The sequence below is a fragment of the Mycobacterium sp. NGS66 genome, assembly GCF_059812225.1.
Genome location: NZ_JCALCG010000005.1, coordinates 293,167 through 319,803, shown reverse-complemented (window position 1 = coordinate 319,803; position 26,637 = coordinate 293,167). Strand labels below are relative to the sequence as shown.

Annotated in this window: 23 protein-coding genes and 1 pseudogene; 19 read left to right on the top strand and 5 right to left on the bottom strand. The window is 66.9% G+C overall.

All coding sequences use genetic code 11. The features are described from left to right. Window position 1: 1 nt before the first annotated feature. Together recG and AC5Y2L_RS13240 are read left to right on the top strand one after the other, a co-directional pair. The gene (gene recG, locus AC5Y2L_RS13245; RefSeq protein WP_499934986.1) at window positions 2-2,215 is read left to right on the top strand and encodes an ATP-dependent DNA helicase RecG; all 2,214 of its coding nucleotides are present in this window, start codon (window positions 2-4) and stop codon (window positions 2,213-2,215) included. Window positions 2,216-2,223: 8 nt separating this feature from the next. Next, a complete protein-coding gene (locus AC5Y2L_RS13240; protein ID WP_499934984.1) occupies window positions 2,224-2,934 on the top strand; it encodes an HNH endonuclease family protein in 711 nt (236 codons plus the stop codon). A gap of 11 nt (window positions 2,935-2,945) precedes the next feature. Here the strand turns inward: AC5Y2L_RS13240 and AC5Y2L_RS13235 are convergent, their stop codons facing one another. Both AC5Y2L_RS13235 and AC5Y2L_RS13230 read right to left on the bottom strand, forming a co-directional pair. Continuing rightward, window positions 2,946-3,800 (bottom strand): aldo/keto reductase, encoded by an 855-nt coding sequence (locus AC5Y2L_RS13235; RefSeq protein WP_499934982.1) that lies wholly within the window; start codon window positions 3,798-3,800, stop codon window positions 2,946-2,948. Then, window positions 3,797-4,370: pseudogene (locus AC5Y2L_RS13230) on the bottom strand (aldo/keto reductase). Before AC5Y2L_RS13230 ends, AC5Y2L_RS13235 begins: the two are co-directional and overlap by 4 nt. Here AC5Y2L_RS13230 and AC5Y2L_RS13225 point away from each other — a divergent pair. The 5 genes from AC5Y2L_RS13225 (at window position 4,369) to rsmD (ending at window position 10,956) form a co-directional block, all read left to right on the top strand. Beyond that, window positions 4,369-5,499, top strand: coding sequence for an alpha/beta hydrolase (locus AC5Y2L_RS13225; RefSeq protein ID WP_499934980.1), 1,131 nt, complete (start codon window positions 4,369-4,371; stop codon window positions 5,497-5,499). The pseudogene AC5Y2L_RS13230 and the gene AC5Y2L_RS13225 overlap by 2 nt on opposite strands. Window positions 5,500-5,576: 77 nt before the next feature. Further along, a complete protein-coding gene (locus AC5Y2L_RS13220) occupies window positions 5,577-6,359 on the top strand; it encodes a DsbA family protein (RefSeq protein WP_499934978.1) in 783 nt (260 codons plus the stop codon). Beyond that, the gene (locus tag AC5Y2L_RS13215; protein WP_499934976.1) at window positions 6,356-6,997 is read left to right on the top strand and encodes a vitamin K epoxide reductase family protein; all 642 of its coding nucleotides are present in this window, start codon (window positions 6,356-6,358) and stop codon (window positions 6,995-6,997) included. Before AC5Y2L_RS13220 ends, AC5Y2L_RS13215 begins: the two co-directional genes overlap by 4 nt. A 24-nt stretch (window positions 6,998-7,021) precedes the next feature. After that, window positions 7,022-10,405: a pyruvate carboxylase gene (locus tag AC5Y2L_RS13210; RefSeq protein WP_499934974.1), complete on the top strand. Its 3,384-nt coding sequence runs from the start codon at window positions 7,022-7,024 to the stop codon at window positions 10,403-10,405. Continuing rightward, window positions 10,402-10,956, top strand: a complete 555-nt coding sequence (rsmD, locus tag AC5Y2L_RS13205; protein WP_499935054.1) for a 16S rRNA (guanine(966)-N(2))-methyltransferase RsmD — start codon at window positions 10,402-10,404, stop codon at window positions 10,954-10,956. Before AC5Y2L_RS13210 ends, rsmD begins: the two co-directional genes overlap by 4 nt. Before the next feature lie 4 nt (window positions 10,957-10,960). On the opposite strand, the gene AC5Y2L_RS13200 is transcribed toward rsmD, so the two are convergent. Continuing rightward, window positions 10,961-12,337 (bottom strand): HNH endonuclease signature motif containing protein, encoded by a 1,377-nt coding sequence (locus AC5Y2L_RS13200; protein ID WP_499934972.1) that lies wholly within the window; start codon window positions 12,335-12,337, stop codon window positions 10,961-10,963. A gap of 174 nt (window positions 12,338-12,511) precedes the next feature. On the opposite strand from AC5Y2L_RS13200, the gene coaD reads away from it, so the two are divergent. Beyond that, the gene (gene coaD / locus AC5Y2L_RS13195) at window positions 12,512-12,994 is read left to right on the top strand and encodes a pantetheine-phosphate adenylyltransferase (RefSeq protein ID WP_499934970.1); all 483 of its coding nucleotides are present in this window, start codon (window positions 12,512-12,514) and stop codon (window positions 12,992-12,994) included. Continuing rightward, window positions 12,984-13,379 (top strand): nuclear transport factor 2 family protein, encoded by a 396-nt coding sequence (locus tag AC5Y2L_RS13190; RefSeq protein WP_499934969.1) that lies wholly within the window; start codon window positions 12,984-12,986, stop codon window positions 13,377-13,379. The genes coaD and AC5Y2L_RS13190 overlap by 11 nt, the downstream gene beginning before the upstream one ends. A gap of 24 nt (window positions 13,380-13,403) precedes the next feature. Here AC5Y2L_RS13190 and AC5Y2L_RS13185 read toward each other — a convergent pair whose 3' ends face one another. Then, window positions 13,404-14,552: a permease gene (locus AC5Y2L_RS13185; RefSeq protein WP_499935052.1), complete on the bottom strand. Its 1,149-nt coding sequence runs from the start codon at window positions 14,550-14,552 to the stop codon at window positions 13,404-13,406. Between the two features lie 267 nt (window positions 14,553-14,819). On the opposite strand from AC5Y2L_RS13185, the gene sepIVA reads away from it, so the two are divergent. From sepIVA to mutM, 4 genes are all read left to right on the top strand, one after another. Next, complete coding sequence (gene sepIVA, locus AC5Y2L_RS13180) at window positions 14,820-15,557, top strand: cell division protein SepIVA (RefSeq protein WP_499935050.1); 738 nt, start codon at window positions 14,820-14,822, stop codon at window positions 15,555-15,557. A 107-nt stretch (window positions 15,558-15,664) separates the two neighbouring features. Continuing rightward, window positions 15,665-16,255 (top strand): YceD family protein, encoded by a 591-nt coding sequence (locus AC5Y2L_RS13175; RefSeq protein WP_499934968.1) that lies wholly within the window; start codon window positions 15,665-15,667, stop codon window positions 16,253-16,255. Continuing rightward, window positions 16,252-16,986 (top strand): ribonuclease III, encoded by a 735-nt coding sequence (gene rnc / locus AC5Y2L_RS13170; RefSeq protein WP_499934966.1) that lies wholly within the window; start codon window positions 16,252-16,254, stop codon window positions 16,984-16,986. Before AC5Y2L_RS13175 ends, rnc begins: the two co-directional genes overlap by 4 nt. After that, window positions 16,987-17,853 carry a DNA-formamidopyrimidine glycosylase gene (mutM, locus tag AC5Y2L_RS13165; RefSeq protein WP_499934964.1) on the top strand — a complete coding sequence of 289 codons (867 nt, stop codon included), beginning with the start codon at window positions 16,987-16,989 and terminating at the stop codon, window positions 17,851-17,853. A 6-nt stretch (window positions 17,854-17,859) separates the two neighbouring features. Here the strand turns inward: mutM and AC5Y2L_RS13160 are convergent, their stop codons facing one another. Next, window positions 17,860-18,645 carry a PIG-L deacetylase family protein gene (locus AC5Y2L_RS13160; RefSeq protein WP_499934962.1) on the bottom strand — a complete coding sequence of 262 codons (786 nt, stop codon included), beginning with the start codon at window positions 18,643-18,645 and terminating at the stop codon, window positions 17,860-17,862. Between the two features lie 50 nt (window positions 18,646-18,695). Here AC5Y2L_RS13160 and AC5Y2L_RS13155 point away from each other — a divergent pair, with 50 nt between their 5' ends. The 6 genes from AC5Y2L_RS13155 to glnB all read left to right on the top strand — a co-directional run bounded on the left by AC5Y2L_RS13155 (window position 18,696) and on the right by glnB (window position 26,635). Continuing rightward, complete coding sequence (locus AC5Y2L_RS13155; RefSeq protein WP_499934960.1) at window positions 18,696-19,109, top strand: OsmC family protein; 414 nt, start codon at window positions 18,696-18,698, stop codon at window positions 19,107-19,109. Beyond that, on the top strand, window positions 19,096-19,377 hold the full coding sequence (locus AC5Y2L_RS13150; protein WP_499934959.1) for an acylphosphatase: 282 nt from the start codon (window positions 19,096-19,098) through the stop codon (window positions 19,375-19,377). Before AC5Y2L_RS13155 ends, AC5Y2L_RS13150 begins: the two co-directional genes overlap by 14 nt. Before the next feature lie 235 nt (window positions 19,378-19,612). After that, window positions 19,613-23,212: a chromosome segregation protein SMC gene (gene smc, locus AC5Y2L_RS13145; protein ID WP_499934957.1), complete on the top strand. Its 3,600-nt coding sequence runs from the start codon at window positions 19,613-19,615 to the stop codon at window positions 23,210-23,212. Between the two features lie 208 nt (window positions 23,213-23,420). After that, a complete protein-coding gene (gene ftsY, locus AC5Y2L_RS13140; RefSeq protein ID WP_499934955.1) occupies window positions 23,421-24,725 on the top strand; it encodes a signal recognition particle-docking protein FtsY in 1,305 nt (434 codons plus the stop codon). Between the two features lie 156 nt (window positions 24,726-24,881). Beyond that, a complete protein-coding gene (locus tag AC5Y2L_RS13135) occupies window positions 24,882-26,297 on the top strand; it encodes an ammonium transporter (protein WP_499935048.1) in 1,416 nt (471 codons plus the stop codon). Continuing rightward, complete coding sequence (gene glnB, locus AC5Y2L_RS13130) at window positions 26,297-26,635, top strand: nitrogen regulatory protein P-II (protein ID WP_499934953.1); 339 nt, start codon at window positions 26,297-26,299, stop codon at window positions 26,633-26,635. The genes AC5Y2L_RS13135 and glnB overlap by 1 nt, the downstream gene beginning before the upstream one ends. Window positions 26,636-26,637: the final 2 nt, after the last annotated feature.

The window sequence follows — 26,637 nt, the reverse complement described above, 5'->3', positions numbered from 1 at the left end:
CGTGGCCTCCCTGAGCGATCGACTGGTCTACATAATCGGCGGCAAAAACGCCGACAAGCTCGACGAGGAATTCGGCATTCGCACGGTCGACGACCTCTTGCGCCACTACCCGCGCAGCTACGTGGTCGGCGCGGCGGTGCGCGCCGCCGAGGACGAGCAGCCGGAAGCCGGCGAGCACATCACCATCGTCGACACGATCACCCAAGCGAACACGTTTCTGACGAAGAAGCTCCCGAAGCGGACCTGTCACCGCATCACCCTCGGCTCCGGCCGCAACCGGGTGACCGCGACGTTCTTCAACGCCAAGATCATCAGCAGGGACCTCACCAAAGGCACCAAGGTGATGCTGTCCGGAGAAGTCGGGTTTTACCACGGCGTCATGCAGCTGACCCACCCGGCATTCCTCATCCTCGACTCGCCCGACGGAAAGCACCGCGGCACCAGGTCGCTGAAAACCATTGCCGTCGCCTCGGAAAGAACCAGGGGCGAGTTCGACATAGCGGACTTCGCCAGCCGCTTCTTCCCGATCTACCCGGCCAGCACCAAGGTGCAGAGCTGGGACATCTTCAACTGCGTGCGCCAGGTGCTCGACGTCCTCGACCCGGTCGACGATCCCCTGCCCGCCGACCTGCGCGCCCGGTATCACCTGATGCCCGAAGACGAAGCGTTGCGCGCCATTCATCTGTCGGAGAGCGACGCGGTGCGCCGGCGCGCCCGCGAGCGGCTCACCTTCGACGAGGCCGTCGGGCTGCAGTGGGCGCTGCTGGCCCGTCGGCACAGTGAATTGTCCGAGTCAGGGCCGCCGGCTCCGCCGCGCGCCGATGGTCTGATGGCAGAACTGTTGCGGCGGTTGCCATTCGAGCTGACAGCGGGACAACGCGAAGTGCTTGACGTACTGTCCGACGAGCTCGCGGATACTCGTCCGATGAATCGCCTGCTGCAGGGGGAGGTCGGCTCCGGCAAGACGATCGTTGCCGTGCTGGCGATGCTGCAGATGGTTGATGCGGGTTACCAGTGTGCGCTGCTGGCGCCGACGGAAGTTCTTGCCGCACAACATCTCCGGTCGATCTCCGATGTGCTGGGGCCGCTGGCGATGGGCGGCCAGTTGGGTGGGGCCGAAAACGCCGCCCGGGTGGCGCTGCTCAGCGGCTCGATGACAACAGGGCAGAAGAAATACCTGCGTGCCGAAATCGCCGCCGGTCAGATCGACATCGTCGTCGGCACCCACGCGCTGTTGCAGGACGCGGTCGACTTCCACAATCTGGGCATGGTCGTCGTCGATGAGCAGCACCGCTTCGGTGTCGAGCAGCGAGACCGGTTGCGCGCCAAGGCTGCTGCGGGCATCACGCCGCACCTGCTGGTGATGACGGCAACGCCGATACCGCGCACGGTGGCGCTCACCTACTACGGTGACCTGGAAACCTCGACACTGCGTGAACTTCCGCGCGGTCGCCAGCCGATCACCACCAAGACGATCTTCGTCAAGGAGAATCCGGGGTGGCTGGACCGGGCCTGGCAGCGCATCAAAGAAGAGGTCGCCGCCGGCCGTCAGGCCTATGTGGTGACGCCCCGGATCGACGACACCGACGGGGCCGAGCAGCCCGACTCGAAGCCGTCGGAGACCGCCGTCGGCCTGTTCGCCCGATTGCGATCCGGCGAGCTGGCGAACCTGCGGGTGGGCCTCATGCACGGTCGGTTGTCCAGCGACGAGAAGGACGCCGCGATGGCGGCCTTCCGTGCCGGCGATATCGATGTGCTGGTGTGCACCACCGTGATTGAGGTGGGCGTCGACGTCCCCAATGCGACGGTCATGTTGGTGATGGATGCCGACCGGTTCGGCATCAGCCAGCTACATCAGCTGCGCGGCCGCATCGGCCGGGGTCAGCACCCGAGCCTGTGCCTGCTGGCCAGTTGGGTTGCGAAAGGTTCCCCTACGGGCCGGCGATTGTCTGCCGTAGCGGACACCATGGACGGATTCGCGCTTGCCGACCTGGACCTCAAGCAGCGCCGGGAAGGAGATGTGCTGGGCCGCAATCAGTCCGGCAGGGCGATCACGTTGCGGCTGCTTTCGCTGGCCGAGCACCAGGCCGTTATCGAGGCCGCCCGCGACTTCTGCAGGGAGGCATACGCAGACCCGGCCGCGCATGCCGGATTGGCGGTGCTGGGAGCCCGGTTCGAAAGGCCGGACCGCGTCGAGTTTCTGGACAAGCTATGAGGCACGCGATGAATCGCAAAGTGCTGCTGTGGTTGTCGGTGGCCGCGCTGCTCGCGTTGCTGGTTGCCTACCAGACCGTCGGGTCGGCGACCAGGCACCACAAGGAGTTCGCGGCGCGCGCGGACGTCCCGACGGTGCAACCCGGTACCGACGTGCTCGCGGGAATCGTCGTGATCCCGCTGCGGCTGCATCGCTACGACTACCGCAGGGCCGCCTACGGCGACGCCTGGGACGACGACAACGACGCCCCGGGTGGACACAACGGCTGCGATACCCGCGACGACATCCTCAACCGCGATCTCGTCGACAAGACCTACGTGGTCACCAAGCGGTGCCCGGACGCGGTGGCGACCGGCATCCTGCACGACCCGTACACCAACACGACGGTGACCTTCCAGCGCGGGGCCAAGGTCGGCGAAGCAGTGCAGATCGACCACATCGTGCCGCTCGCATACGCCTGGGACATGGGCGCGTTTGCCTGGCCAGCGCGGCAGCGGCTGCGGTTCGCCAACGACCCGGCCAACCTGTTGGCCGTGCAGGGCCAGGCCAACCAGGATAAAGGCGATTCGCCGCCGGCGTTTTGGATGCCGCCGAACACCGCGTTCGCCTGTCAGTACGCCATCCAGTTCATCGCGGTGCTGCGCGGCTATCAGTTGCCGGTAGAACAGGCTTCGGCCGACGTCCTCCGCCAAGCCGCCGCCACCTGCCCAGCGGGATAAGCCCGAACGGCTTACGCGCCCTCGTAGGTCTCCGGATCCGGGCGCAGCCGGGTGCCGTCGTTGAGGCCGTTGATCGCCTCCATGTGATCGGCGCTCAATTCGAAGTCGAAGACGTCAAGGTTGGTGGCAATGTGCTCGGGCTTGGCCGACCGGAAGATGACCGCATTACCCAGCTGCAGGTTCCACCGCAGCAGGACCTGCGCGGGTGACTTGCCGTATTCGCCGGCGACCGACGTGATCGTCGGGTTGTCCATCAGCCTGCCCAGCACCAGCGGCGTGTAGGACTGGGTCACCACGTTGTGCTGCGCATTGGCCTTGCGCAGGTCGTTTTGGTTGAGCAGGGGATGCAACTCGACCTGGTTCACCGCGGGCGTGAAGAAGGTGAGTTCGATGACCGTCGCCAAATGCTCTTCGGTGAAGTTGGACACGCCGATCGATTTGGCATGGCCATGGGCCTTGCTCTGGATCATGCCGCCGAAGGAATCCACATAGTTGCCCAGTGACGGCGCGGGCCAGTGAACCAGGTACAGGTCGACGTAATCCAGCCCGAGGCGCTCCAAGCTGGCCTGACAAGCCTGTTGCGCACTGGTGAACCCCTGGTCCGCGGTGGCCAGTTTGGTGGTGACGAACAGTTCCGCGCGCGGAATCCCGGAGGAGGCGATGGCACGGCCGACTGCGGCTTCGTTGCCGTAGGTCGCGGCCGTGTCGATCAGCCGGCAACCGTTTTCCAGGGCCGCCGACACGGCGCGTTCGGTCTCGTCGTCGGACAACTCCGCAACCCCCAGGCCAAGCACCGGGATGGTGTTGTCGTCGTTGAGGGATATGGATGGGATAGAGGTGCCAGCGGCGCCCGACTCGCCAGTCATCTCGATTCACCTGCCTTGTTGGGATTGAAGGTTCGAGGGTCAGGGCCAAGGCGGGTGCCGTCTTCGAGGGAGCAGATCGACGCCAGTTGGGCGCTCAGCTCGAAATCGAACACGTCGAAGTTGCTCGCAATCCGTGAGGGGTGCACCGACTTGGGAATCACGATATTACCGAGTTGGATATGTCACCTAAGCAACACCCGGGCAGATGTTCGGCCGCATTCTTCGGCGACGGCCGTGATTGCGGGATGGCACAGCAGCGAACCTCGCCCGAGCGGCGACCACGCCTCGGTGGTCGCGCAGATGGACGAACTAGTCGATGAGGTACAGGTCCATGCCCGCAGCGTGCTGTCGCATCAGTGGTCGGAATTGGCCAACCTCGTCACCACGTAGAGTTGGTCGCAGTGCACGTCGGAATCGGCAATCTGCGGTGTCGATATGCCGGTAACCGGCGTGCAGCGCCGCACTCACCACCTGCTCGGTGTCTGCCGGTGCGACCTGGAAAACTTCGAGCCCGACGGTGGGTACCCGATTCCCGTCGTTGACTACAGGACCGAACAAGGGATCAGCCATGACAAAGAGTCTGCCGGGCGCAGCTGACCTCACCCTGGGAGCAAAAGGGGGGCCGTTGCGGTGGGCAAGCCGCGTGCAGGGCAAGGTGACCACGGTTGGCGTCAAGGTGATCCCGTGGATCCCGGCCCCGGCGAAGCGGGTGCTCACGGGCGGTCGTTCGGTCATCATCGACGGCAACACGCTCGATCCCACGCTTCAGCTGATGCTGTCGGGTCTGCGGCTGGCCGGCATCGACGGGCTGGCCGTCGACGACGATCCCGCCGCCTCCCGCGCCCAGATGCGCGAGACGATCCTGGAGCTTCCCGGCCCGCAGATTCACGTCGACGTGGCCGAGTTGTCGATACCGGGACCGGCGGGCGAAATCCCCGCCCGGCATTACCGTCCGCCCGGTGACGCGGCGGCGCCGCTGCTGGTCTACTACCACGGCGGTGGCTGGACGATCGGCGACTTGGACACCCACGACGCGCTGTGCCGGCTCACCTGCCGCGACGCGGGCGTCCACGTGTTGTCGATCGACTACCGGCTGGCGCCCGAGCATCCGGCCCCGGCCGCGATCGACGACGCGTACGCGGCGTTCCGGTGGGCCCACGAGCACGCCGCTGAACTCGGCGCGATTCCCGGGCAGGTCGCGGTCGGCGGGGACAGTGCGGGCGGCAACCTGGCGGCCGTCGTGTGCCTGCTGGCCCGGGACGCGGCCAAGGCCAACGGCGGGCCCGTTCCGGTGCTGCAGTGGCTGCTCTACCCGCGCACCGACTTCACCGCGCACACCCGGTCGATGAGCCTGTTCGCCACCGGGTTCTTGCTGACCAAGCGGGACATGGACTGGTTCCATGCCCAATATCTGCGGGGGACCGATCTCGATCCGGCAGATCCGCGGTTGTCGCCGTTGCTGGCCGACTCCTTGGCCGAACTGCCGCCGGCGCTGATCGCGGTCGCCGGTTTCGATCCCCTGCGCGACGAGGGCGAGAGCTACGCGGCGGCGCTGCGGGCCGCCGGGACTGCGGTGGACCTGCGTTACCTGGGGTCGCTGACGCACGGCTTCGCCAACCTGTTTCAGCTTGGCGGCGCCAGCGCGGATGCGACGAACGAGCTGATCTCGGCGCTGCGCGCACACCTGACCCGGGTGTGAGCGGGCCGCCGGTACTCTAGAGGCGCCGCCGCCCGTGTGCGGTCGCGACAAGCAGACACCGGAGGATCAGCAAACCTGTGGCCGACAAATCAAAACGTCCCCCGCGAATTGACGTGAAGAACCCCGACGGCAAATTCGGCCGGTTGGTTCAGATCGGGGGCACCGCGATAGTGGTGATTTTCGCGGTCGTTCTTGTCTTCTACATCGTGACGTCCAGCCACGCCAAAAAGCCTCCGGCTCCGACCGGGAGCCACCAGGGCGGCACGGTGCGGGTGACGTCGGACAAGCTGGTCACCAAACCCGGTACTTCCGAGCCCAAAGCCGTGGTGTTGGTGTACGAGGATTTTCTGTGCCCCATCTGTGGTGATTTCGAGCGAACCATCGGGCCGACAATGCAAAAGCTCATCGACATCGGCGCGATTGCCGGCGATTACGCTCCGGTGGCGATTCTCGACAACCGGCCGGGGTCTCAGCACTATTCGTCGCGAGCCGGCGCGGCCGCGCTGTGCGTCGCCGACGAATCCATCGAGGCTTTCCGCCGTTTCCACAATCACTTGTACGACAAGGGCATCCAACCGCCCGAGGACGGCAGCAGAGGCTTCCCCGACAACAAGCGGCTGATCGAACTCGCACGCGAGGCCGGCGCCGTGGGCAAGGTGCCGGACTGCATCAACAGCGGGAAATACGTCGACCAGGTCGCTGGCGCGGCGGCCGCCGCCGGAATCGACGGAACTCCGGCGATCAGAATTAACGGCGAGGACTACACGCCGCGCAGCCCGCAGGACCTAGTAGCCAAGATCAAGGGGATCGTGGGCGATGTGCCAGGCATTGATACGGCCGTCGCTCCTGCCGCGTCATGACCGCCGCGGCGGTAGCTGAGCCTGGCGAGCCCTCCGCCGAGGCGCCGGCACCGGTCCGCGAAGTGTCGGCCGCCAGCGCGTGGGCGGTGCTGGTCGCTGGAGTGGTCGGGCTGGTGGCGTCGATGACGCTGACGGTGGAAAAGATCGACATTCTGGTCAACCCGGCCTACAAGCCGTCGTGCAACTTGAACCCGATCCTGTCGTGTGGGTCGGTGATGATCACACCGCAGGCGTCGGTGCTGGGCTTTCCCAACTCGCTGCTGGGCATCGTCGCGTTCACCGTGGTGTTGGTAAGCGGAGTGCTTGCTGTGGCGAAAGTTGCTCTGCCGCAATGGTATTGGCTTGGGTTGCTGGCCGGGACACTGGTCGGCACCGGCTTCGTGCACTGGCTGATCTTCCAGAGCCTGTACCGCATCGGGGCGCTGTGCCCGTACTGCATGGTGGTCTGGGTGGTCACCATCTCGTTGCTGGTTGTGGTCACCTCCATCGTGGCCGGTCCACTGCTCGAAGCGCGGCCCGGCCGGACCGTGGCGCGGGTGCTCTACCAATGGCGGTGGTCGATCGCCACATTGTGGTTCACCGCGGTGTTCCTGCTGATCATGGTGCAGTTCTGGAACTATTGGTCGACGCTCTTGTGAGCAACCCGGGCTAGGGTGCTAATCGTGATCTCGAAAGTGCTGGTGGCCAATCGAGGGGAAATCGCGATTCGCGCGTTCCGCGCGGCGTACGAGTTGGGCATCGGCACGGTGGCCGTTTATGCCTACGAGGATCGCAATTCGCAGCACCGGCTCAAGGCCGACGAGTCCTACCAGATCGGCGAGACCGGTCACCCGGTGCGGGCATACCTGTCGGTCGACGAAATCGTCGAAACCGCGCTGCGGGCAGGCGCCGACGCCGTGTACCCCGGCTACGGCTTCTTGTCGGAGAACCCCGAATTGGCGGCGGCCTGCGCGGCCGCGGGTATCACCTTCGTCGGCCCCAGCGCCGACGTGCTCAGGCTGACCGGACACAAGTCCCGAGCCATCGCCGCCGCGCGCGAAGCCGGTCTGCCGGTGTTGATGTCGTCGGCCCCGTCGGGTTCCGTCGACGAGCTGGTGCCTGGCGCGTCGGAAATGCGATTCCCGTTGTTCGTCAAGGCCGTTGCCGGTGGCGGCGGGCGAGGCATGCGCCGCGTCAACGATATCGAGGCGTTACCCGACGCGATCGAGGCCGCCAGCCGCGAAGCCGCGTCCGCATTCGGGGACCCGACGGTGTATCTCGAGCAGGCGGTGCTCAAGCCACGCCACATCGAGGTGCAGATTCTGGCTGATACTCACGGCAACGTCATCCACCTCTACGAACGCGACTGCAGCGTGCAGCGCCGCCACCAGAAGGTCATCGAGCTGGCGCCCGCTCCGAATCTGGACGACCAGCTGCGGGACAGAATGTGTTCCGACGCAGTAGCTTTCGCCCGGCATATCGGTTACACGTGTGCCGGCACGGTGGAATTCCTGCTCGACGAAGACGGTCACTACGTGTTCATCGAGATGAATCCCCGCATCCAAGTCGAGCACACCGTGACCGAGGAGATCACCGACGTCGACCTGGTGTCCAGCCAATTGCGGATCGCCTCCGGGGAGACGCTGGATGACCTGGGTCTGCGGCAGCAGGACATCGCCCCGCACGGCGCCGCATTGCAGTGCCGGATCACTACCGAGGACCCGGCCAACGGCTTTCGGCCCGACACCGGCCGGATCAGCGCCTTGCGCACCCCCGGCGGTGCCGGCATCCGCCTGGACGGCAGCACCAACCTGGGCGCGGAGATCAGCGCGCACTTCGACTCCATGCTGGTCAAACTGACCTGCCGGGGTCGTGACTTCCCGACCGCGGTAGCCAGGGCTCGCCGGGCCATAGCCGAGTTCCGCATCCGTGGGGTGTCGACGAATATCCCCTTCCTGCAAGCGGTTCTGGACGACCCCGACTTCCAGGCCGGCCGCATCACCACGTCGTTTATCGACGAGCGGCCGCAGCTGCTCACCGCCCGCGGTTCGGCGGACCGGGGCACCAAGATCCTCAACTATCTGGCCGACGTCACCGTCAACCAGCCGCACGGGGCCCGGCCGTCGAAGGTGTACCCGCACGACAAGCTGCCCGACATCGATCTCGAAGTACCGCCACCGGCGGGGTCAAAGCAGCGGCTGGTCGAGTTGGGCCCGGAGGGGTTCGCGCGCTGGCTCCGGGAGTCGCCGGCGGTGGGCGTCACCGATACCACGTTCCGCGACGCGCATCAGTCGCTGCTGGCTACCCGCGTGCGTACCAGCGGATTGATCATGGTGGCGCCGTATCTCGCCCGCACGGTGCCGCAGCTGTTGTCGGTGGAGTGTTGGGGCGGTGCGACTTACGATGTCGCGCTGCGGTTCCTCAAGGAGGATCCGTGGGAGCGGTTGGCGGCGCTGCGCGAAGCAATGCCGAACATCTGCCTGCAGATGCTGCTGCGGGGGCGCAACACGGTCGGCTACACGCCGTATCCGGAGGTCGTCACCTCGGCCTTCGTGGAAGAGGCGACGGCCAGCGGCATCGACATCTTCCGCATCTTCGATGCGCTCAACAACGTGGAGGCCATGCGTCCCGCGATCGACGCGGTTCGCGAAACCGGTTCTGCCATAGCCGAAGTCGCGATGTGCTACACCGCCGACCTGGGTGACCCGGAGGAGCGGCTCTACACGCTGGACTATTACCTGAAGCTGGCCGAGCAGATCGTCGACGCCGGCGCACATGTGCTGGCCATCAAGGACATGGCCGGGCTGTTGCGGCCCCCCGCGGCCAAACGGCTGGTGGGTGCGCTGCACAGCCGATTCGACCTGCCGGTGCATGTGCACACCCACGACACGCCGGGTGGCCAGCTGGCCAGCTACGTGGCCGCGTGGCACGCCGGGGCCAGCGCCGTCGACGGCGCCGCCGCCCCGATGGCCGGGACGACGAGCCAGCCCGCGCTCAGCTCGATCGTCGCTGCGGCCGCGCACACCGACTACGACACCGGGCTGTCGCTGGACGCGGTCTGCGCGCTGGAACCCTACTGGGAGGCGTTGCGAAAAGTGTACGCGCCGTTCGAATCTGGGCTGCCCGGCCCGACGGGGCGGGTGTATCACCACGAGATCCCGGGCGGCCAGTTGTCCAACCTGCGTCAGCAGGCCATTGCGTTGGGGTTGGGAGACCGGTTCGAGGAGATCGAAGACGCCTATGCCGGTGCGGACCGGGTGCTGGGCAGGCTGATCAAGGTCACCCCGTCGTCGAAGGTCGTCGGTGACCTGGCGCTGGCCCTGGTCGGTGCCGGGGCGAGCGCGGACGAATTCGCTGCTGACCCAGGGCGATTCGACATCCCGGAGTCGGTGATCGGATTCCTGCGCGGGGAGCTGGGCGATCCGGCTGGCGGGTGGCCCGAGCCGTTGCGTACGGCGGCGCTGGCCGGGCGTGCGCCGGCCAAGGCTACCGAGCAGCTAGCGCCGGAGGACGAAGCCGCCCTGGCGTCGGCTGGACCCAAGCGCCAGGCCACCCTGAACCGGCTGCTATTCCCCGGGCCCACAAAGGAATTCGAGGAGCATCGGGAAAACTACGGCGACACTTCGCAATTGTCGGCCAACCAGTTCTTCTACGGCCTGCGGCAGGGCGAAGAGCACCGGGTGAAGTTGGAGCGCGGGGTCGAGCTGCTGATCGGACTGGAGGCCATCTCCGAACCCGACGAGCGCGGCATGCGCACGGTGATGTGCATCATCAACGGCCAGCTGCGTCCGGTGCTGGTGCGCGATCGCAGCATTGCCAGTGCGGTCCCGGCCGCCGAGAAGGCGGACCGCGGCAATCCAGGACACATCGCCGCGCCGTTTGCCGGTGTGGTCTCCGTTTCGGTGTCCGAGGGCGATCAGGTGACGGCGGGTCAGACCATCGCCACCATCGAGGCGATGAAGATGGAAGCCCCGATTACTGCGTCCCAAGACGGCGTCGTGGAGCGGGTGGCCGTATCGAGCACCGAGCAGGTCGAGGGCGGGGACCTCCTGGTGGTGCTGAGCTGACGCGCATCATCGGCGGCGTCGCCGGGGGCCGGCGGATCGCGGTCCCTTCGCGGGGCACCAGACCGACCACTGACCGGGTGCGCGAGGCGCTGTTCAACATCATCACCGCGCGGCGCGATCTGACCGGATTGACGGTACTGGATCTCTACGCCGGCTCGGGGGCGTTGGGGCTGGAGGCGTTGTCGCGCGGGGCCGCGTCGGCGCTGTTCGTGGAGTCCGATCCGCGCAGCGCGGCCGTCCTCGCGCGCAACATCGAGGCGCTGGGTCTGAAAGGCGCAACGCTGCGCCGCGGGGCGGTGGCTGCGGTCGTGGCCCAGGGTGCTCCGTCTCCGGTCGATCTGGTGCTGGCCGACCCGCCGTACGACGTCCCAACCGCCGAAGTCGATGCCGTGTTGGCCGACCTGTGCACGCACGGCTGGGTCCGGGAGGGCAGCATCGCAGTCGTCGAGCGTGCGGCGGCCAGTGCTGAGTTGATTTGGCCCGCTGGCTGGTCGGTGTGGCCGCAGCGGGTTTACGGCGACACCCGCCTGGAGTTTGCCGAACTGGGGTGACGCCCTAGGGGTCGTCATCTGGGTCGTCTTCGTCGTCTTTGCGGAGCATGCGTTCGGGGTGGTGGTAGGGGTTGGTGCGGGGTTGGCCGTGGTCGAGGTGTGGGGGTGGGATCCATTCGGTGTGGCCGTCGGTGCGGGTGTGGGTGGTGTAGCCGCCGTCTTCGATGAGGGGGTGGTCGGCGCCGCAGGCGAAGGCGAGTTTGTTGACGTCGGTGTAATGCGTGGTGGCCCAGTCTTCGGTGTGGTGGACTTCGCAGTAATAGCCGGGCATCGGGCAGCCGGGCCGGGTGCAGCCACGATCCTTGGCGTAGAGCACGATGCGTTGTGCGGGGGAGGCCAGCCGTTTGGTGTGATACAGCGCCAGCGCTTGGCCGTGGTCGAAGATGGCCAGGTAGTGGTGGGCGTGGCGGGCCAGGCGGATGACATCGGACATGGGCAGCAAGGTGCCGCCGCCGGTGAGTCCGGTGCCGGCGGCGGCTTCGAGGTCTTTAAGCGTGGTGGTGACGATGATGCTGGCGGGCAAGCCGTTGTGGTGGCCCAGGCTGCCGCTGGCTAGCAGGGCGCGCAGGGCGGCGTTGAGGGCGTCGTGTTGGCGTTGGGCCGCCGAGCGCAGGTCACCGCGCGCGGTGTCGTCGGGGGCGGGGCCGTCCACCACGGGGGTGTGGTCGTCGGGGTTGCACAGGCCGGGGGCGGCCAGTTTGGCCCACACCGCCTCGAGGGTGGCGCGCGCTTCGGGGGTCAAATAGCCGGTGAGCCGGGACATGCCGTCGGGGCTTTGGCGGCCTAGCCACAGTCCGCGGCGCCGGGCGCGGTCGGTGTCGGTGTAGTCGCCGTCGGGGTGGATGCAGTCCATGACGTGGGTGGCCAGTTGGGCGAGGTCTTCGGGCCCGAATTGGGCGGCCTTGTCAGCCAAATCGGCGTGTACGTGCTCGCGGGTGGCGAGATCGACGAAGCCGGGTAGGCGGTGCAGAAACCCGCGGATGACCTTGATGTGCTCGGCGCCGATGCGCCCGTGGCGCTGCGCGGTGGCGGTGGCGGTCAACAGCGGGGGCAACGCCTCCCCGGTCAGGGCCTGGCGGGGACCCAGGTCGGCGGCTTCGGCCACCCGCCGACGGGCGTCGGCGCGGCTGATGCGCAGCCGGGCGGCCAGCACGGCGGGCAGGCGTCCGCCGAGGGTTTTCTCGTCGGCCTGCGCGGCGAGCTGGTTGATCAGCGCGTGGCCGGCCACCGGCGCCCGGCGGGCGTCGCGTTCGAGGTGCTCGAGGTAGACCAGCCGTTCGGGGGTGCTCAGCGCATCGAAGGACAAGCCGTTGACCCGTTCGCGGGCGGCGTGCAGGGCGGCGAACGCCTCGGCGATCTCCTCACCACTACCCGAACGCATGTTCGAAACACTACGCGTGACCGGAGACATCCACCCGCCCGAAAGCCGCCCCCTGTGAATAAACAGCCAACTGTGGACAAACTCGTCTGAGTCTTCGGGACCCCGGCTACACATAGCGACACCGGCCTGCAGCTGGCCGAACGGGTACCAGGCGGGCGTGTACCGTCAACGACCATGAGCGGCGCGGTATGTCCAGGCTCATTCGACCCAGTGACGTTGGGCCACATCGATGTCTTCGAACGCGCCTGCAGCCAGTTCGACGAGGTGGTGGTGGCGATCCTCGTCAACCCCGCGAAAAAGGGCATGTTCGATCTCGACGAGCGGATCGCGATGATCGAGGAGTCCACCGAGCACCTGCCCAACCTGCGGGTCGAGGCCGGCCAGGGTCTGGTGGTGGACTTCGTCAGATCCCGCGGGATGACCGCGATCGTCAAGGGTCTGCGCACCGGCACCGATTTCGAATACGAGCTACAGATGGCGCAGATGAACCGGCATATCGCTGGCGTCGACACTTTCTTCGTCGCCACCGCACCGCGGTATTCATTCGTGTCGTCCTCGCTTGCCAAAGAGGTCGCGACGCTGGGCGGCGATGTGTCGGAGTTACTGCCGGAACCAGTGAACCGACGGCTTCGCGAAAAGCTTTCGCATGGCGGATGAAGCTCAAGCGATAGTCAACAGCTTCGTCACAGCGATCGCCGAGGAACGCTTGGACGACGCCCGGGCTCTGCTGCACGACGACTTTGTGGTTTACGAAGCCGGCGGACTTCCCTACAGCGGTGAATATCGTGGTCCCCAAGCCTTTTTCGAGCTGCTCGGCAAGATGACCGAGCTGATGGAGCTGACGCTGGGGCAGTCCGTCCAGTATCTGTTGGCCGATAACACCGTTGGCTTGCGCTCCCATCTGACATTAACCTCACGGGCCTCCAACGAGAGCGTGGCGATGAGGCTGGTCGAAATCTACACAGTCCGTGATGGATTGATCACCGAACTCGACGTCTACTACAAGGATCCGTCAGCGGTAACGAAGCTGTTGGCGCCATGAGCTTGCTGCACAGGCGATTTCGTACTAACGACTGCTCGCGTCGTGATCGGTTTCGGGAGAGCCGCCCATCATGCGCAGCATCGGGATTCCGCCTGATGTGACGAACCGGACCACCAGCACCGCCGCGACAGCGAGAAACGCGATGTTGAGCCAGGTGGTGTAGTTCCAGGAAATGCCACCCGTCATGACCACCGCATTGCGCTGACTCGGAATGAGATGTGCTGTGCCGAAGACGATTTCGATAAGATAACCGGCGGCGACCATCGCCGCGTAGAAGGTGCCGAGCAGCGTCAGCATCATCCTGGTGCCGTAGTACTTGCGGTAGATGTTCAGGATCGGCAGGATCAGCAGGTCGGCAAAGATGAACGCGATGACGCCGCCGAAGCTGATGCCCCCGTTCCACAGCACCGCGGCCAGCGGCACGTTGCCGATCGAGCAGACGAACGACACGACCGCCACCACGGGTCCCACGATCGGTCCCCATATCGCCGACCAGCCGGGGTGATTCGTCAAAAAGAAACTCTGCCAAGCGGTTTCGGGAACCCAGGCCGCGATGCCGCCGGCGATAACCAGCCCCAGGACCAGGTCACGCAGAATCGCCAGCCACTCCATGACGAAAACGTGAGACACCGAGGTGAAACCCTCCGCTGAAAAGAGGCGCTGCCAGAACGACCCTTCAGCCTGAATCGACATGTCCATGGCGGCGTGGCCCTCCATCGAACCGGCGATTCCGCGCTCGGCCTGTTCACGCGCGGCGTCGATGAGCCGGCTGCGAACGAACAGCCGGAACAACAGCGCCAACACCACGATCATCACCGGGCCCGCAAGAAACTCCGCCGCCGTGAACTGCCAACCCATCAGCAGAGCCAGGATGATGCCCAATTCGATCACAAGATTGGTGGAGCCGATCTCGAATGCCATGGCGGCGGTGAAGTTCGCGCCCTTGCGGAACAGCGATCGGGCCAGAGCAACGGCGGCGTACGAGCACGACGACGACGCCGCCCCCAATCCGGCGGCGACGGCGAGGGTGCGCGGCCGGTCGTCGCCCATCAGGCTGACGATCGTCGAACGTCGCACCACGGCCTGTACCACCGCCGACAACGCAAAGCCCAGGATCAGCGCCCACAGGATTTCCCAGGTCATCGAGCCGGCCAGCGCCAACGCGTGGCCCATGGCTCTGAGGGCTCGATCCGTCACTGCGTCCTCCACAAACTCACAATCGGACGCTATCGGGTTCCCGGTTACTGCCTGCGGCGGCACTACTCGGATCGCCGGCGATACGCTGTAGCAACGCCGCTGGGTAAACCACTCGCCTGGTAAATCGAGAAAGTGGCTGCGAAAAACGAAAGGCCGACACACCGGCCCCGCCACCGCAGTCACAACGGTAACACCAGGCACACTGGTAACAGCCGGGATTGCAGATGCCAGGAGGGTATGGCCGTGTACCGAGTCTTTGAAGCGCTGGACGAATTGGGCGCCATTGTGGAAGAAGCACGTGGCGTGCCGATGACGGCCGGCTGTGTGGTACCTCGCGGCGATGTCCTCGAGCTGATCGACGACATCAAGGACGCGATTCCCGCCGAGCTGGACGACGCCCAGGACGTGCTCGACGCGCGCGACTCGTTGTTGCATGACGCCAAGACGCACGCCGATTCCATGGTGGCCACGGCGACCACCGAATCGGAGTCGATGCTCAACCATGCCCGCGCCGAGGCTGACCGCATCCTTGCCGACGCGAAATCGCAGGCCGACCGGATGGTTGCCGAGGCGCGGCAACACAGCGAGCGGATGGTCGGTGAGGCTCGGGAGGAGGCGATTCGACTGGCGGCTGCGGCCAAGCGCGATTACGAAGCCAGCGTCAGCCGCGCCAAGGCCGAAGCCGACCGGCTGATCGAGAACGGCAACATCTCCTACGAGAAAGCCGTGCAGGAGGGCATCAAGGAGCAGCAGCGGCTGGTGTCGCAGAACGAGGTCGTGCAGGCGGCCAACGCGGAATCCACCCGCCTCATCGACATGGCGCACGCCGAGGCCGACCGGCTGCGGGGCGAATGCGATATCTACGTCGACAACAAGCTGGCCGAGTTCGAAGAATTCCTCAATGGCACCATCCGTTCCGTCAGCCGCGGACGACACCAGCTCCGCACCGCGGCCGGTACCCACGATTACGCGACACGCTAGCCGCATTACGAGCCACTGGTCCTGATGGTGGCGACCCGCTTCGACCGGCTCCGCCGCTCTCGCGATCGCCACTAGCGCTGAACGGCGAGCGCCGTAGGATTTCTGCTATGGCGCGTCAGCACAACACCGCAGCGCACCGGCGCCCGACGTCGCCGATGGTGGTGGATATCGCCCGCCTGGGCCGGCGCCCGGGAGCGATGTTCGCCGTGCGCGAGACCCTGCCCAGCCCCGCGCGCATCGGGCTGGAGCTGATAGCGATCGAGCGCGGTGCTCCGCTACAGCTGAACCTGCGCGTCGAGTCGGTGTCCGAGGGCGTACTGGTGACCGGGACGGTCGGCGCACCCACGATCGGTGAATGCGCCCGCTGCCTGGCCGCGGTCGAAGGGCATGTGGAAGTGAGCCTGACCGAACTTTTCGCCTACCCGGCAAGCACTACCGAGGCGACCACCGACGAAGACGAGGTCGGCCGCGTCGTCGACGAAACGGTAGACCTCGAGCAGCCGATCATCGACGCCGTCGGGCTGGAGCTGCCGTTCTCGCCGGTATGCCGGCCGGACTGCCCCGGGTTGTGCCCAGAATGCGGTGTGGCGCTCGCCTCCGAGCCTGGTCACCACCATGACCAAATCGACCCGCGGTGGGCCAAGTTGGCGGGAATGTTTGGCTCGGCAAATCCCGAGTCCGGGCAGGGTGAGCGGTGACGCCGTCGCGGCAGGTCTTGCTCGACGCCCTTGGGGTCGACTTGCCCGACGAGCTGCTCTCGCTGGCTTTGACCCATCGAAGTTACGCCTACGAGCACGGCGGCCTCCCGACCAACGAGCGGTTGGAGTTCCTCGGCGACGCCGTGCTGGGCCTGACCGTCACCGACGAGCTGTTCCACCGTCACCCCGACCGTTCGGAAGGGGACCTGGCCAAATTGCGTGCCAGCGTCGTCAACACCCAGGCGCTGGCCGACGTCGCACGTAACCTTGCCGACGGCGGGCTCGGCGTCCACATGCTGCTCGGACGCGGCGAGGCGAACACCGGCGGAGCCGACAAATCCAGCATCCTGGCCGACGGGATGGAATCGCTGCTGGGTGCGATTTACCTGCAGCACGGCATCGACGTGGCTCGGCAGGTGATCCTGCGGCTGTTTGGGGCGCTGCTGGACGCCGCACCCACGCTGGGAGCCGGGCTGGACTGGAAGACCAGCCTGCAGGAGCTGACCGCGGCCCGCGGGCTCGGCGCGCCGTCCTATGTGGTGACCTCTACCGGCCCCGACCACGACAAGGAATTCACGGCGGTGGTCGTCGTGATGGACACCGAGTATGGCTCTGGCGTGGGTCGATCCAAGAAGGAAGCGGAGCAGAAAGCCGCGTCCGCGGCCTGGAAGTCACTCGACGCGCTGGCCGCGCTGGAATTGCGCGACCCCGCCGGGAAATCCTCGGTGTGAATGCCCGAGCTGCCTGAAGTCGAGGTGGTGCGGCGCGGCTTGCAGGCCCATGTGGTGGGCAAGACGATCACGGCGGTTCGGGTGCACCACCCCCGGGCGGTGCGCCGCCATGAGGCCGGGCCCGCGGATCTGACGGCCCGATTGCTCGGTGCGCGGATCGAGGGCACCGATCGGCGCGGCAAGTACCTGTGGCTGGTGTTGGGCACCGACGGGCGCGCGGAGCCCGACACTGCCCTGGTGGTTCACCTCGGCATGAGCGGGCAGATGCTGCTGGGTACCGTTCCGCGCGCCGACCACGTGCGGATCTCGGCCCTGCTCGACGACGGGACCGTGCTGAGTTTCGCCGACCAGCGGACATTCGGCGGCTGGTTGCTTGCCGACCTGGTCACCGTCGACGGCAGCGTGGTGCCGGTGCCCGTCGCCCACCTCGCGCGTGATCCGCTGGACCCACAGTTCGATACCGAAGCAGTGGTAAAAGTATTGCGCCGCAAGCATTCTGAGCTCAAGCGTCAGCTGCTCGATCAAACCGTCGTCTCCGGCATCGGCAATATCTACGCCGACGAGGCGTTGTGGCGGGCCAGGGTGCACGGCGCGCGGGTGGCGGCCGCGCTGACCCGCCGGCAATTGACCACGGTCCTTGATGCCGCTGCCGAAGTGATGCGCGAGGCACTGGAAAAGGGCGGGACATCGTTCGATTCCTTGTACGTCAACGTCAACGGCGAATCCGGGTACTTCGACCGATCCTTGGACGCCTATGGCCGCGAAGGGGAAAGCTGCCGGCGATGCGGCGCGGTGATGCGCCGGGAGAAGTTCATGAACCGCTCGTCGTTCTACTGCCCGAAATGCCAGCCGCGGCCCCGCCGCTAAGCGGGTTCAGTCGAAAATGCTGTGACGCAAAGTAATTGGTGATCCCGACGGAAGGGCCGGGTCGACGAACCATTCGCGGGCGAACAGTAGACCGAACACCTGAGGCGGCAGGCGAAGCAGCAGATCGAACATGCGAGCGGCCCGGCCCGCGTTGCCGATCTGAGAGCGGTGGGCCGCCAACGCATCCCGCTTCTGCCGGGCAAAGCGGAAGACGTTGATGCGGTGTGTGATGGTGGCTCGGGGCGCGTATGCGCTGCGAGCGATGTCCAGCTCGTAGGGTGCCGGCAGTCGCAGCAGACGAGCGAGATAGGCAGTCCGCAACAGCAATTCGCGCGGCATTGTCGCCTCCAGGATTCGCGGGGTGGCGGCGAGTTCGGCGGCTCGTTTGCCGACATGGTGCACCTGGATGTGATCGCGGTGGCCGTAGCCTCCGTTGGGCTGGTAGCTGAGCAGCAGGTCGGCGCCTTCGTCGCGAAGGATGGCCGCGAGCCGCTGCGCCGCCTCGTCGACATCCGCTCTACCGAATCTGACCCGCCCAGGCGGATCCGGATAGAATTCCGGGCCGTACCCGCTATCGGCGTAGCCGAGGCATTCGACCCGTTGCGCTCCGAGGATGCTTGCGCTGCAATGTAATTCAGCTAGTCGGTCATCGACGTCCTCGTCGTGCACGCGCCCGTCGGTCGCCGTGACGATGACCACGCGATGTCCTGCGGCCGCCGTGAGTGCGAGCGTGCCGCCGGTGAGGATCACCTCGTCGTCCGGATGGGCGTGGAATGCGACGACGGTGGCCATGCAACGCAGTATGCCTGCCCGCTGTCGGCGCCACCCGGTAGAAAAGAGCCATGACGCAACTGTGGGTCGAGCGCACGGGAACGCGCCGGTATACCGGACACAGCTCGAGGGGTGCGCAGGTGCTCGTCGGCTCGGAGGATGTCGACGGGGTCTTCACTCCGGGGGAACTGCTCAAGATCGCACTCGCCGCGTGCAGCGGCATGGCCAGCGACCAGCCGCTGGCCCACCGCCTCGGCGAGGACTATCAGGCGGTGGTGCGCGTCTCCGGCGCCGCCGACCGCGACCAGGAGCGCTACCCGCTGCTGCAGGAGACCCTGGAGGTCGATTTGTCGGGGTTGTCCGCGGATGCCAAGGAGCGGCTGCTGCTCGTGGTGAATCGGGCCGTCGACGCGGTCTGCACCGTCGGGCGCACGTTGAAATCCGGCACCACCGTCACCTTCGAGGTCGCCGATGTCGGAAGCTGACGTTCGGCTGACCGCCTGGGTCCACGGCCGGGTCCAGGGAGTCGGCTTTCGCTGGTGGACGCGGTGTCGGGCATTGGCGCTGGGTCTGACCGGTTATGCCGCCAATCAGGATGACGGTCGGGTGCTGGTGATCGCCCAGGGGCCGCGCGGGGCCTGCGAGAAATTGCTGCAGCTACTCCAAGGCGGCAACACACCCGGTCACGTCGACAAGGTCGTCGCCGACTGGTCACAGCCACGGGACCAGTTCAACGGCTTCGTGGAGCGGTGATCGGAAGCGCGGCGACGCCGGGCGCGCCGGGTCACCGCCATGTGGTCCAGCGGTGATCGGAAGCGCGGCGACGCCGGGCGCGCCGGGTCACCGCCATGTGGTCCAGCGGTGATCGGAAGCGCGGCGACGCCGGGCGCGCCGGGTCACCGCGATCTGGTCCAGCGGTGATCGGAAGCGCGGCGAAGCCGGGCGCGCCGGGTCACCGCCATCTGGTCCAGCGGTAATCTGGCCCTTCGTGTACCTCAAGAGTCTGACGCTGAAGGGCTTCAAGTCCTTCGCCTCGCCGACGACTCTGCGGTTCGAGCCCGGCATCACCGCCGTCGTCGGCCCCAACGGCTCGGGTAAATCCAACGTCGTCGACGCCCTGGCCTGGGTGATGGGCGAGCAGGGAGCAAAGACGCTGCGCGGCGGGAAGATGGAGGACGTCATCTTCGCCGGCACCTCGTCGCGGGCCCCGCTGGGCCGCGCCGAGGTCACCGTCACCATCGACAACTCCGACAACGCGCTGCCGATCGACTACTCCGAGGTGTCGATCACCCGCAGGATGTTCCGCGACGGCGCCAGCGAATACGAAATCAACGGCAGCAGTTGCCGTTTGATGGATGTCCAGGAGCTGCTCAGCGACTCCGGAATCGGGCGCGAGATGCATGTGATCGTCGGGCAGGGCAAGCTCGACGAAATCCTGCAGTCGCGGCCCGAGGACCGTCGGGCGTTCATCGAAGAAGCCGCCGGGGTGCTCAAGCATCGCAAGCGCAAGGAAAAGGCGCTGCGCAAACTCGACGCGATGTCGGCGAACCTGGCCCGGCTCACCGATCTGACCACCGAGCTGCGTCGTCAGCTCAAACCGCTCGGGCGTCAAGCCGAGGTGGCTCGCCGCGCCCAGACCATCCAGGCCGATCTGCGCGACGCCCGGCTGCGGCTGGCCGCCGACGACCTGGTCAGCCGGCAGGCGGAACGCGACGCGATCTTCGAGGCCGAGGAGGCGATGCGCCGCGAGCACGACGAGGTCGCCGCGCGGCTGGCGCTGGCGTCCGAGGAGCTGGCCGCCCACGACGAAGCGGCGGTGTTGCTGTCACAGCGGGCCGACGCTGTCCAACACACCTGGTTCGGGCTCTCGGCTCTGGCCGAGAGGGTGGCCGCCACGGTGCGCATCGCAACAGAACGCGCGCAGCACCTGGATGTCGAACCGGTGACCACCAGCGACACGGACCCGGATGCGCTGGAGGCCGAAGCGCAGCAGGTAGAGATCGCCGAGCAGGAGCTGCTGGCGGAGCTGGCCGCGGCTCGAGCCAGGCTTGACGCCGCCCGCGCCGAATTGGCCGACCGCGAGGCGCGCGCCGCCGAGGCGGACCGGGCGCATCTGGCGGCCGTGCGGGCCGAGGCGGATCGCCGTGAGGGGCTGGCGCGGCTGGCCGGGCAGGCCGAGACGATGCGGGCGCGCGTCGAGTCGATCGACGACAGCGTCGGACAGTTGTCCGGGCGCATCGAGGAGGCCGCGGCTCGAGCCCAGCAGACCCGAGCGGAGTTTGAAACCGTGCAGGGCAGGGTCGGCGAACTCGATCAGGGCGAGGCCGGTCTCGACGAGCATCACGAGCGGACCGTGGCCGCGCTGCGGCTGGCCGACGAACGCGTCGCCGAACTACAGGGCGCCGAGCGGGCCGCCGAGCGCGAGGTAGCGTCGCTGCGAGCCCGCATCGACGCGCTGTCGGTGGGGCTCGAGCGTAAGGACGGCGCGGCCTGGCTCACCGAAAACCACAGCGGCGCAGGACTTTTGGGACCGCTTGCCAAGCTGGTGAAAGTGCGGCCCGGCTATGAGGCGGCGGTGGCCGCGGTGCTCGGGCCGGCAGCCGACGCGGTGGCCGCGGATAACTTGGCTGCGGCGCGTCGCGCGGTGAGCGCGCTCAAGGAAGCCGACGCGGGCCGCGCGGCGCTGGTGCTGGGCGACTGGCCGGCCGCCGAGGAGCGTCCGGCCGCCGACCTGCCCGCCGGGGCGCACTGGGCGCTGGACCTGATCGAGGCACCACCGCGGCTGCGCGGGGCGATGTCCGCGATGCTGTCCGGTGTCGCGGTGGTTGCCGACCTGGCTGTGGCACTGGATTTGGTGGCGGCCCACCCGCGGCTGCGCGCGGTGACCCTCGACGGCGATGTGGTGGGCGCAGGCTGGGTGAGCGGTGGTTCGGACCGGAAGCTGTCCACGTTGGAAGTCACCTCGGAGATCGATAAGGCCGGCAGCGAGTTGGCCGCCGCGGAAGCACAGGTGGCGCAGCTGACCGCGGCGCTGTCCGGCGCGCTGGCCGAGCAGGCGGCCCGGCAGAACTCCGCCGAGCAGGCGTTGGCCGCGCTCAATGAATCCGACACCACCATCTCGGCGATGTACGAGCAGCTCGGACGGCTCGGTCAGGACGCGCGCGCCGCCGACGAGGAATGCAGCCGTCTGCTGCGGCAGCGCGAGGAACTGGAGGCTGCCCGCGCGGCGACGCTGCAGGAGGTCGTCGAACTCGAGACCCGGCTGCGTAATGCCGAGGCGACCCAACAGGTGCAGGAAGCCGATCCGGTAGACCGGCAAGCGATCGCCGCTGCCGCCGAGACGGCGCGTGCCGCCGAAGTCGAAGCCCGACTGGCGGTGCGCACGGCCGAGGAAAGGGCCAACGCCGTGCGCGGACGGGCGGATTCGCTGCGCCGCGCGGCTGCTGCCGAGCGCGAGGCGCGGCTGCGGGCCCAGCAAGCTCATGCCGCGCGGCTGCACGCCGCCGCCGTCGCCGCCGCGGTGGCCGACGCCGGACGGCTGCTGGCGGAGCGATTGAACCAGGTGGTCGATGTGGCGTCGCAGATGCGCGACGCACTGGCCGCCGAACGTCGGCAGCGGTCCGAAGCGCTGGTCAGCGTCCGCGACGAGGTGAACGCCCTGACCGCCAGGGTGGCCACGCTGACCGATTCACTGCATCGCGACGAGGTGGCCAACGCCCAGGCGGCATTGCGAATCGAACAGCTGGAGCAGATGGTGCTCGAGCAGTTCGGGATGGCGCCGGACGACCTGGTCGCGGAGTACGGCCCGCATGTCGCGCTGCCGCCGACCGAGCTCGAAATGGCCGAATTCGAGCAGGCCCGGGAACGTGGCGAGCAGGTGGTTGCCCCCGCTCCGATGCCGTTCGACCGGCCGAGCCAGGAGCGCCGCGCGAAACGCGCCGAGCGTGAGCTTGCAGAGTTGGGCCGGGTGAATCCGCTGGCGTTGGAAGAGTTTGCTGCGCTGGAGGAGCGCTACAACTTCCTGTCCACCCAGCTCGAGGATGTCAAGGCCGCCCGCAAGGATCTGCTCGACGTGGTAGCCGACGTGGATGAGCGCATCCTGCAGGTGTTCAGCAAAGCCTTCGCCGACGTGGAACGCGAATTCCGAGGCGTGTTCGCATCGTTGTTCCCCGGCGGTGAAGGCCGGCTGCGGCTGACCGACCCCGACCACATGCTGACCACCGGCATCGAGGTGGAGGCGCGCCCGCCCGGCAAGAAGATCACCCGGCTGTCGTTGCTGTCCGGCGGTGAGAAGGCGCTGACGGCGGTGGCGATGCTGGTGGCCATCTTCCGGGCGCGGCCGTCGCCGTTCTACATCATGGACGAGGTAGAGGCCGCGCTCGACGACATGAACCTGCGCCGCTTGCTGGGCCTGTTCGATCAGCTGCGGACCCATTCGCAGCTGATCATCATCACGCACCAGAAACCCACGATGGAGTTCGCCGACGCGCTGTACGGCGTGACCATGCAGGGCGACGGCATCACCGCGGTGATCTCGCAGCGACTGCGGGGCCAGCAGGTTGACCAGCTGGCCTCGACGCCTTCGTAAGGGCCGAGCGACGGCGTTCAGGGTGACGTGAGGCCCTTCTGTGTGAAGCTATGGCTTTCAGGGTGAACTGAGGGCGGGATCTGGTCGGCATTCCCCGCCCAGGATTCACCCGCAAGGCCCAGGATTCACGGCCAAAGCCCAGGATTCACACTCGACGGGCCGTCAACCCCCGCAGCGCCGGATAACCCGCGGCTGGAAGGATGTCAGCGTGTCGGAAGGTCTGTGGATCGCCATCGCGGTCGTCGCCGCCCTGGTCATTATCGCCGCGCTGGTCCTCGGCCTGGTGCGCTACCGACGGCGACGGATCAGCCTGTCGGCGCGGCCGGAAACCGAGGCGATCGACCGTTCGGGGGGCTATAAGGCGTCGTCGGGCATCACCTTCAGCCAGGGCGCCACCGGTGTCGAGGACCGGATCGACACCAGCGGCCTGCCCGCCGTCGGCGACGACGCGACCGTCCCGCGCGATGCGCCCAAGCGGACGATCTCCGACGTATTGCTTCCCGAGTTCGAACCCGACACGGCCACTACGACCCCGACGGCCGAACCGGCCCCCGAAGCCCCCGAAATCGAAGTCCCCGAAATCGAGGCGATCGCCCCGCCCGAAGGTCGGTTGGAACGCCTGCGGGGACGGCTGGCCAAATCGCAGAACGCCCTCGGGCGCAGCGTATTGGGCCTGCTCGGCGGCGGCGACCTGGACGAGGATTCGTGGCAGGACGTCGAGGACACCCTGCTGGTCGCCGACCTGGGCCCGGTGGTCACCGAATCGGTGGTGTCGCAGTTGCGCAGCCGGCTGGCCAGCAGCAACGTCCGCAGCGAGGCCGAGGCGCGGGCCGTGTTTCGCGACGTGCTGATCAACGAGCTGCAGCCGAGTATGGACCGGTCGATTCGGGCCCTGCCGCACGCCGACCATCCCGCGGTGCTGCTCGTCGTCGGGGTCAACGGCACCGGAAAAACCACGACCGTCGGCAAACTGGCAAGGGTGCTGGTGGCCGACGGCCGCCGCGTCGTGCTCGGCGCCGCCGACACTTTCCGGGCCGCCGCGGCCGATCAACTGCAGACCTGGGCCGCGCGGGTGGGCGCCGAGGTGGTGCGTGGCGCCGAGGGGGCCGACCCGGCGTCGGTGGCGTTCGACGCCGTCGACAAGGGCATCGCCGCCGGCGCTGACGTCGTCGTCATCGACACCGCCGGGCGGTTGCACACCAAGGTGGGGCTGATGGACGAGCTCGGGAAGGTCAAGCGTGTCGTGACCCGCCGCGCGGCTGTGGACGAGGTGCTGTTGGTGCTCGACGCCACCATCGGCCAGAACGGCTTGGCGCAGGCCCGCGTTTTCGCCGAGGTCGTCGACATCACCGGCGCGGTACTGACCAAGCTGGACGGAACGGCCAAGGGCGGCATCGTTTTCCGCGTGCAACAAGAGCTCGGGGTCCCGGTGAAGCTGGTCGGACTCGGCGAAGGCCCCGACGACTTGGCGCCGTTCGAACCGGCGGCGTTCGTGGACGCGCTACTGGGCTGAGGCAACACCCATCACGGGCGAGGTTAATACCGCCGAAACATGGTGGCTGTATTGCCGAAACAACCATTGCGCAAGGTTCTGGATCAAGTCGTCAGGCACATGTCTGATGGCCGTTTCAGCGCTGACCGGAGGTGAGAGCGAGTGAGTTTCCCCAATATGGGCCTGCCCGACACCGGCGATACCGCCTGGATGTTGGCGAGTTCCGCGCTGGTGCTGCTGATGACGCCGGGCCTGGCGTTCTTCTACGGAGGCATGGTGCGCGCCCGCAGCGTGCTCAACATGCTCATGATGAGCATCAGCGCCATGGGTGTGGTGACCGTCCTGTGGGTGCTCTATGGCTATTCGATGTCGTTCGGTAACGACGCGAAGTGGGGCCTGGTCGGCAAACCGTCCGACTACTGGGGTCTGGCAAAGCTCATCGGCGGCAACGCCGCCAAGGCGGATCCGTCCAAGGGCATCGCAGAGGTCGACATACCGCTGGCCGGCACCATGCCGGCCACCGTATTCGTGGCATTCCAGCTGATGTTCGCCATCATCACCGTCGCGCTGATCTCCGGCGCCGTGGCTGACCGGTTGAAATTCTCAGCGTGGCTGGTGTTCGCCGGGCTGTGGGCGACGTTGGTCTACTTCCCGGTGGCGCACTGGGTGTTCGCGGCTGACGGGTTCGCCTCCGAGCACGGCGGCTGGATCAGCAACAAGCTGCACGCGATCGACTTCGCGGGGGGAACCGCGGTCCATATCAACTCCGGTGTGGCCGGTCTGGCGTTGGTAATCGTCCTGGGCAAGCGCAAGGGCTGGCCGACGACGCTGTTTCGTCCGCACAACCTGCCGTTTGTGATGCTCGGTGCCGGATTGCTGTGGTTCGGCTGGTTCGGTTTCAACGCCGGGTCGGCGACCACCTCCAACGGTTCGGCCGGGTCGACATTCATGACCACGACGATCGCGACGGCCACTGCCATGCTCGCGTGGCTGCTCACCGAGCGCATTCGCGACGGCAAGGCGACGACGCTGGGAGCGGCGTCGGGCATCGTGGCCGGCCTGGTCGCCATCACGCCGTCCTGCTCTTCGGTCAACGTGCTGGGTGCTCTGGCGGTCGGCTTTGTGGCCGGTGTGGTCTGCGCGCTGGCGGTCGGGCTGAAATTCAAGTTGGGGTTCGACGACTCGCTCGACGTGGTCGCGGTGCACATGATCGGTGGTCTGGCGGGCACCCTGATGGTGGGTCTGGTCGCCGCTCCGGAGAGCACGGCGATCGCCGGCGTGTCTGGGGTTTCCAAGGGATTGTTCTACGGCGGCGGCTTTGCCCAGCTGGAACGGCAGGCGGTCGGCGCGTTCAGCGTTCTTATTTACTCTGGCGTGGTAACCCTTATCCTTGCGTTGATCCTCAAATACACGATGGGATTGCGTCTGGATGCCGAGCAGGAGGCCACTGGCATCGACGAGTCGGAGCACGCTGAGTCGGCCTACGACTTCGCCATCACCAGCGGCGCGGTTCTTCCTCCCCGGACTACTGTGCTAGATACTCGTAACGGCCTGGAGGAGCGAGTGGACGACAGAGTGGAGGCAGACCGCTAATGAAGCTGATCACTGCGATCGTGAAGCCGTTCACGCTTGATGACGTCAAGACCAGCCTTGAAGACGCGGGCGTATTGGGGATGACGGTCAGCGAAATCCAGGGCTATGGGCGGCAGAAGGGCCACACGGAGGTCTATCGAGGCGCGGAATACTCAGTGGATTTCGTCCCGAAGGTCCGCATCGAAGTCGTCGTCGACGACTCGATCGTCGACAAGGTCGTGGACAGCATCGTCCGGTCGGCGCGAACCGGCAAGATCGGTGACGGCAAAGTGTGGGTCAGCCCGGTCGAGACGATTGTGCGGGTACGCACCGGCGAACGCGGAACAGACGCCATTTGACG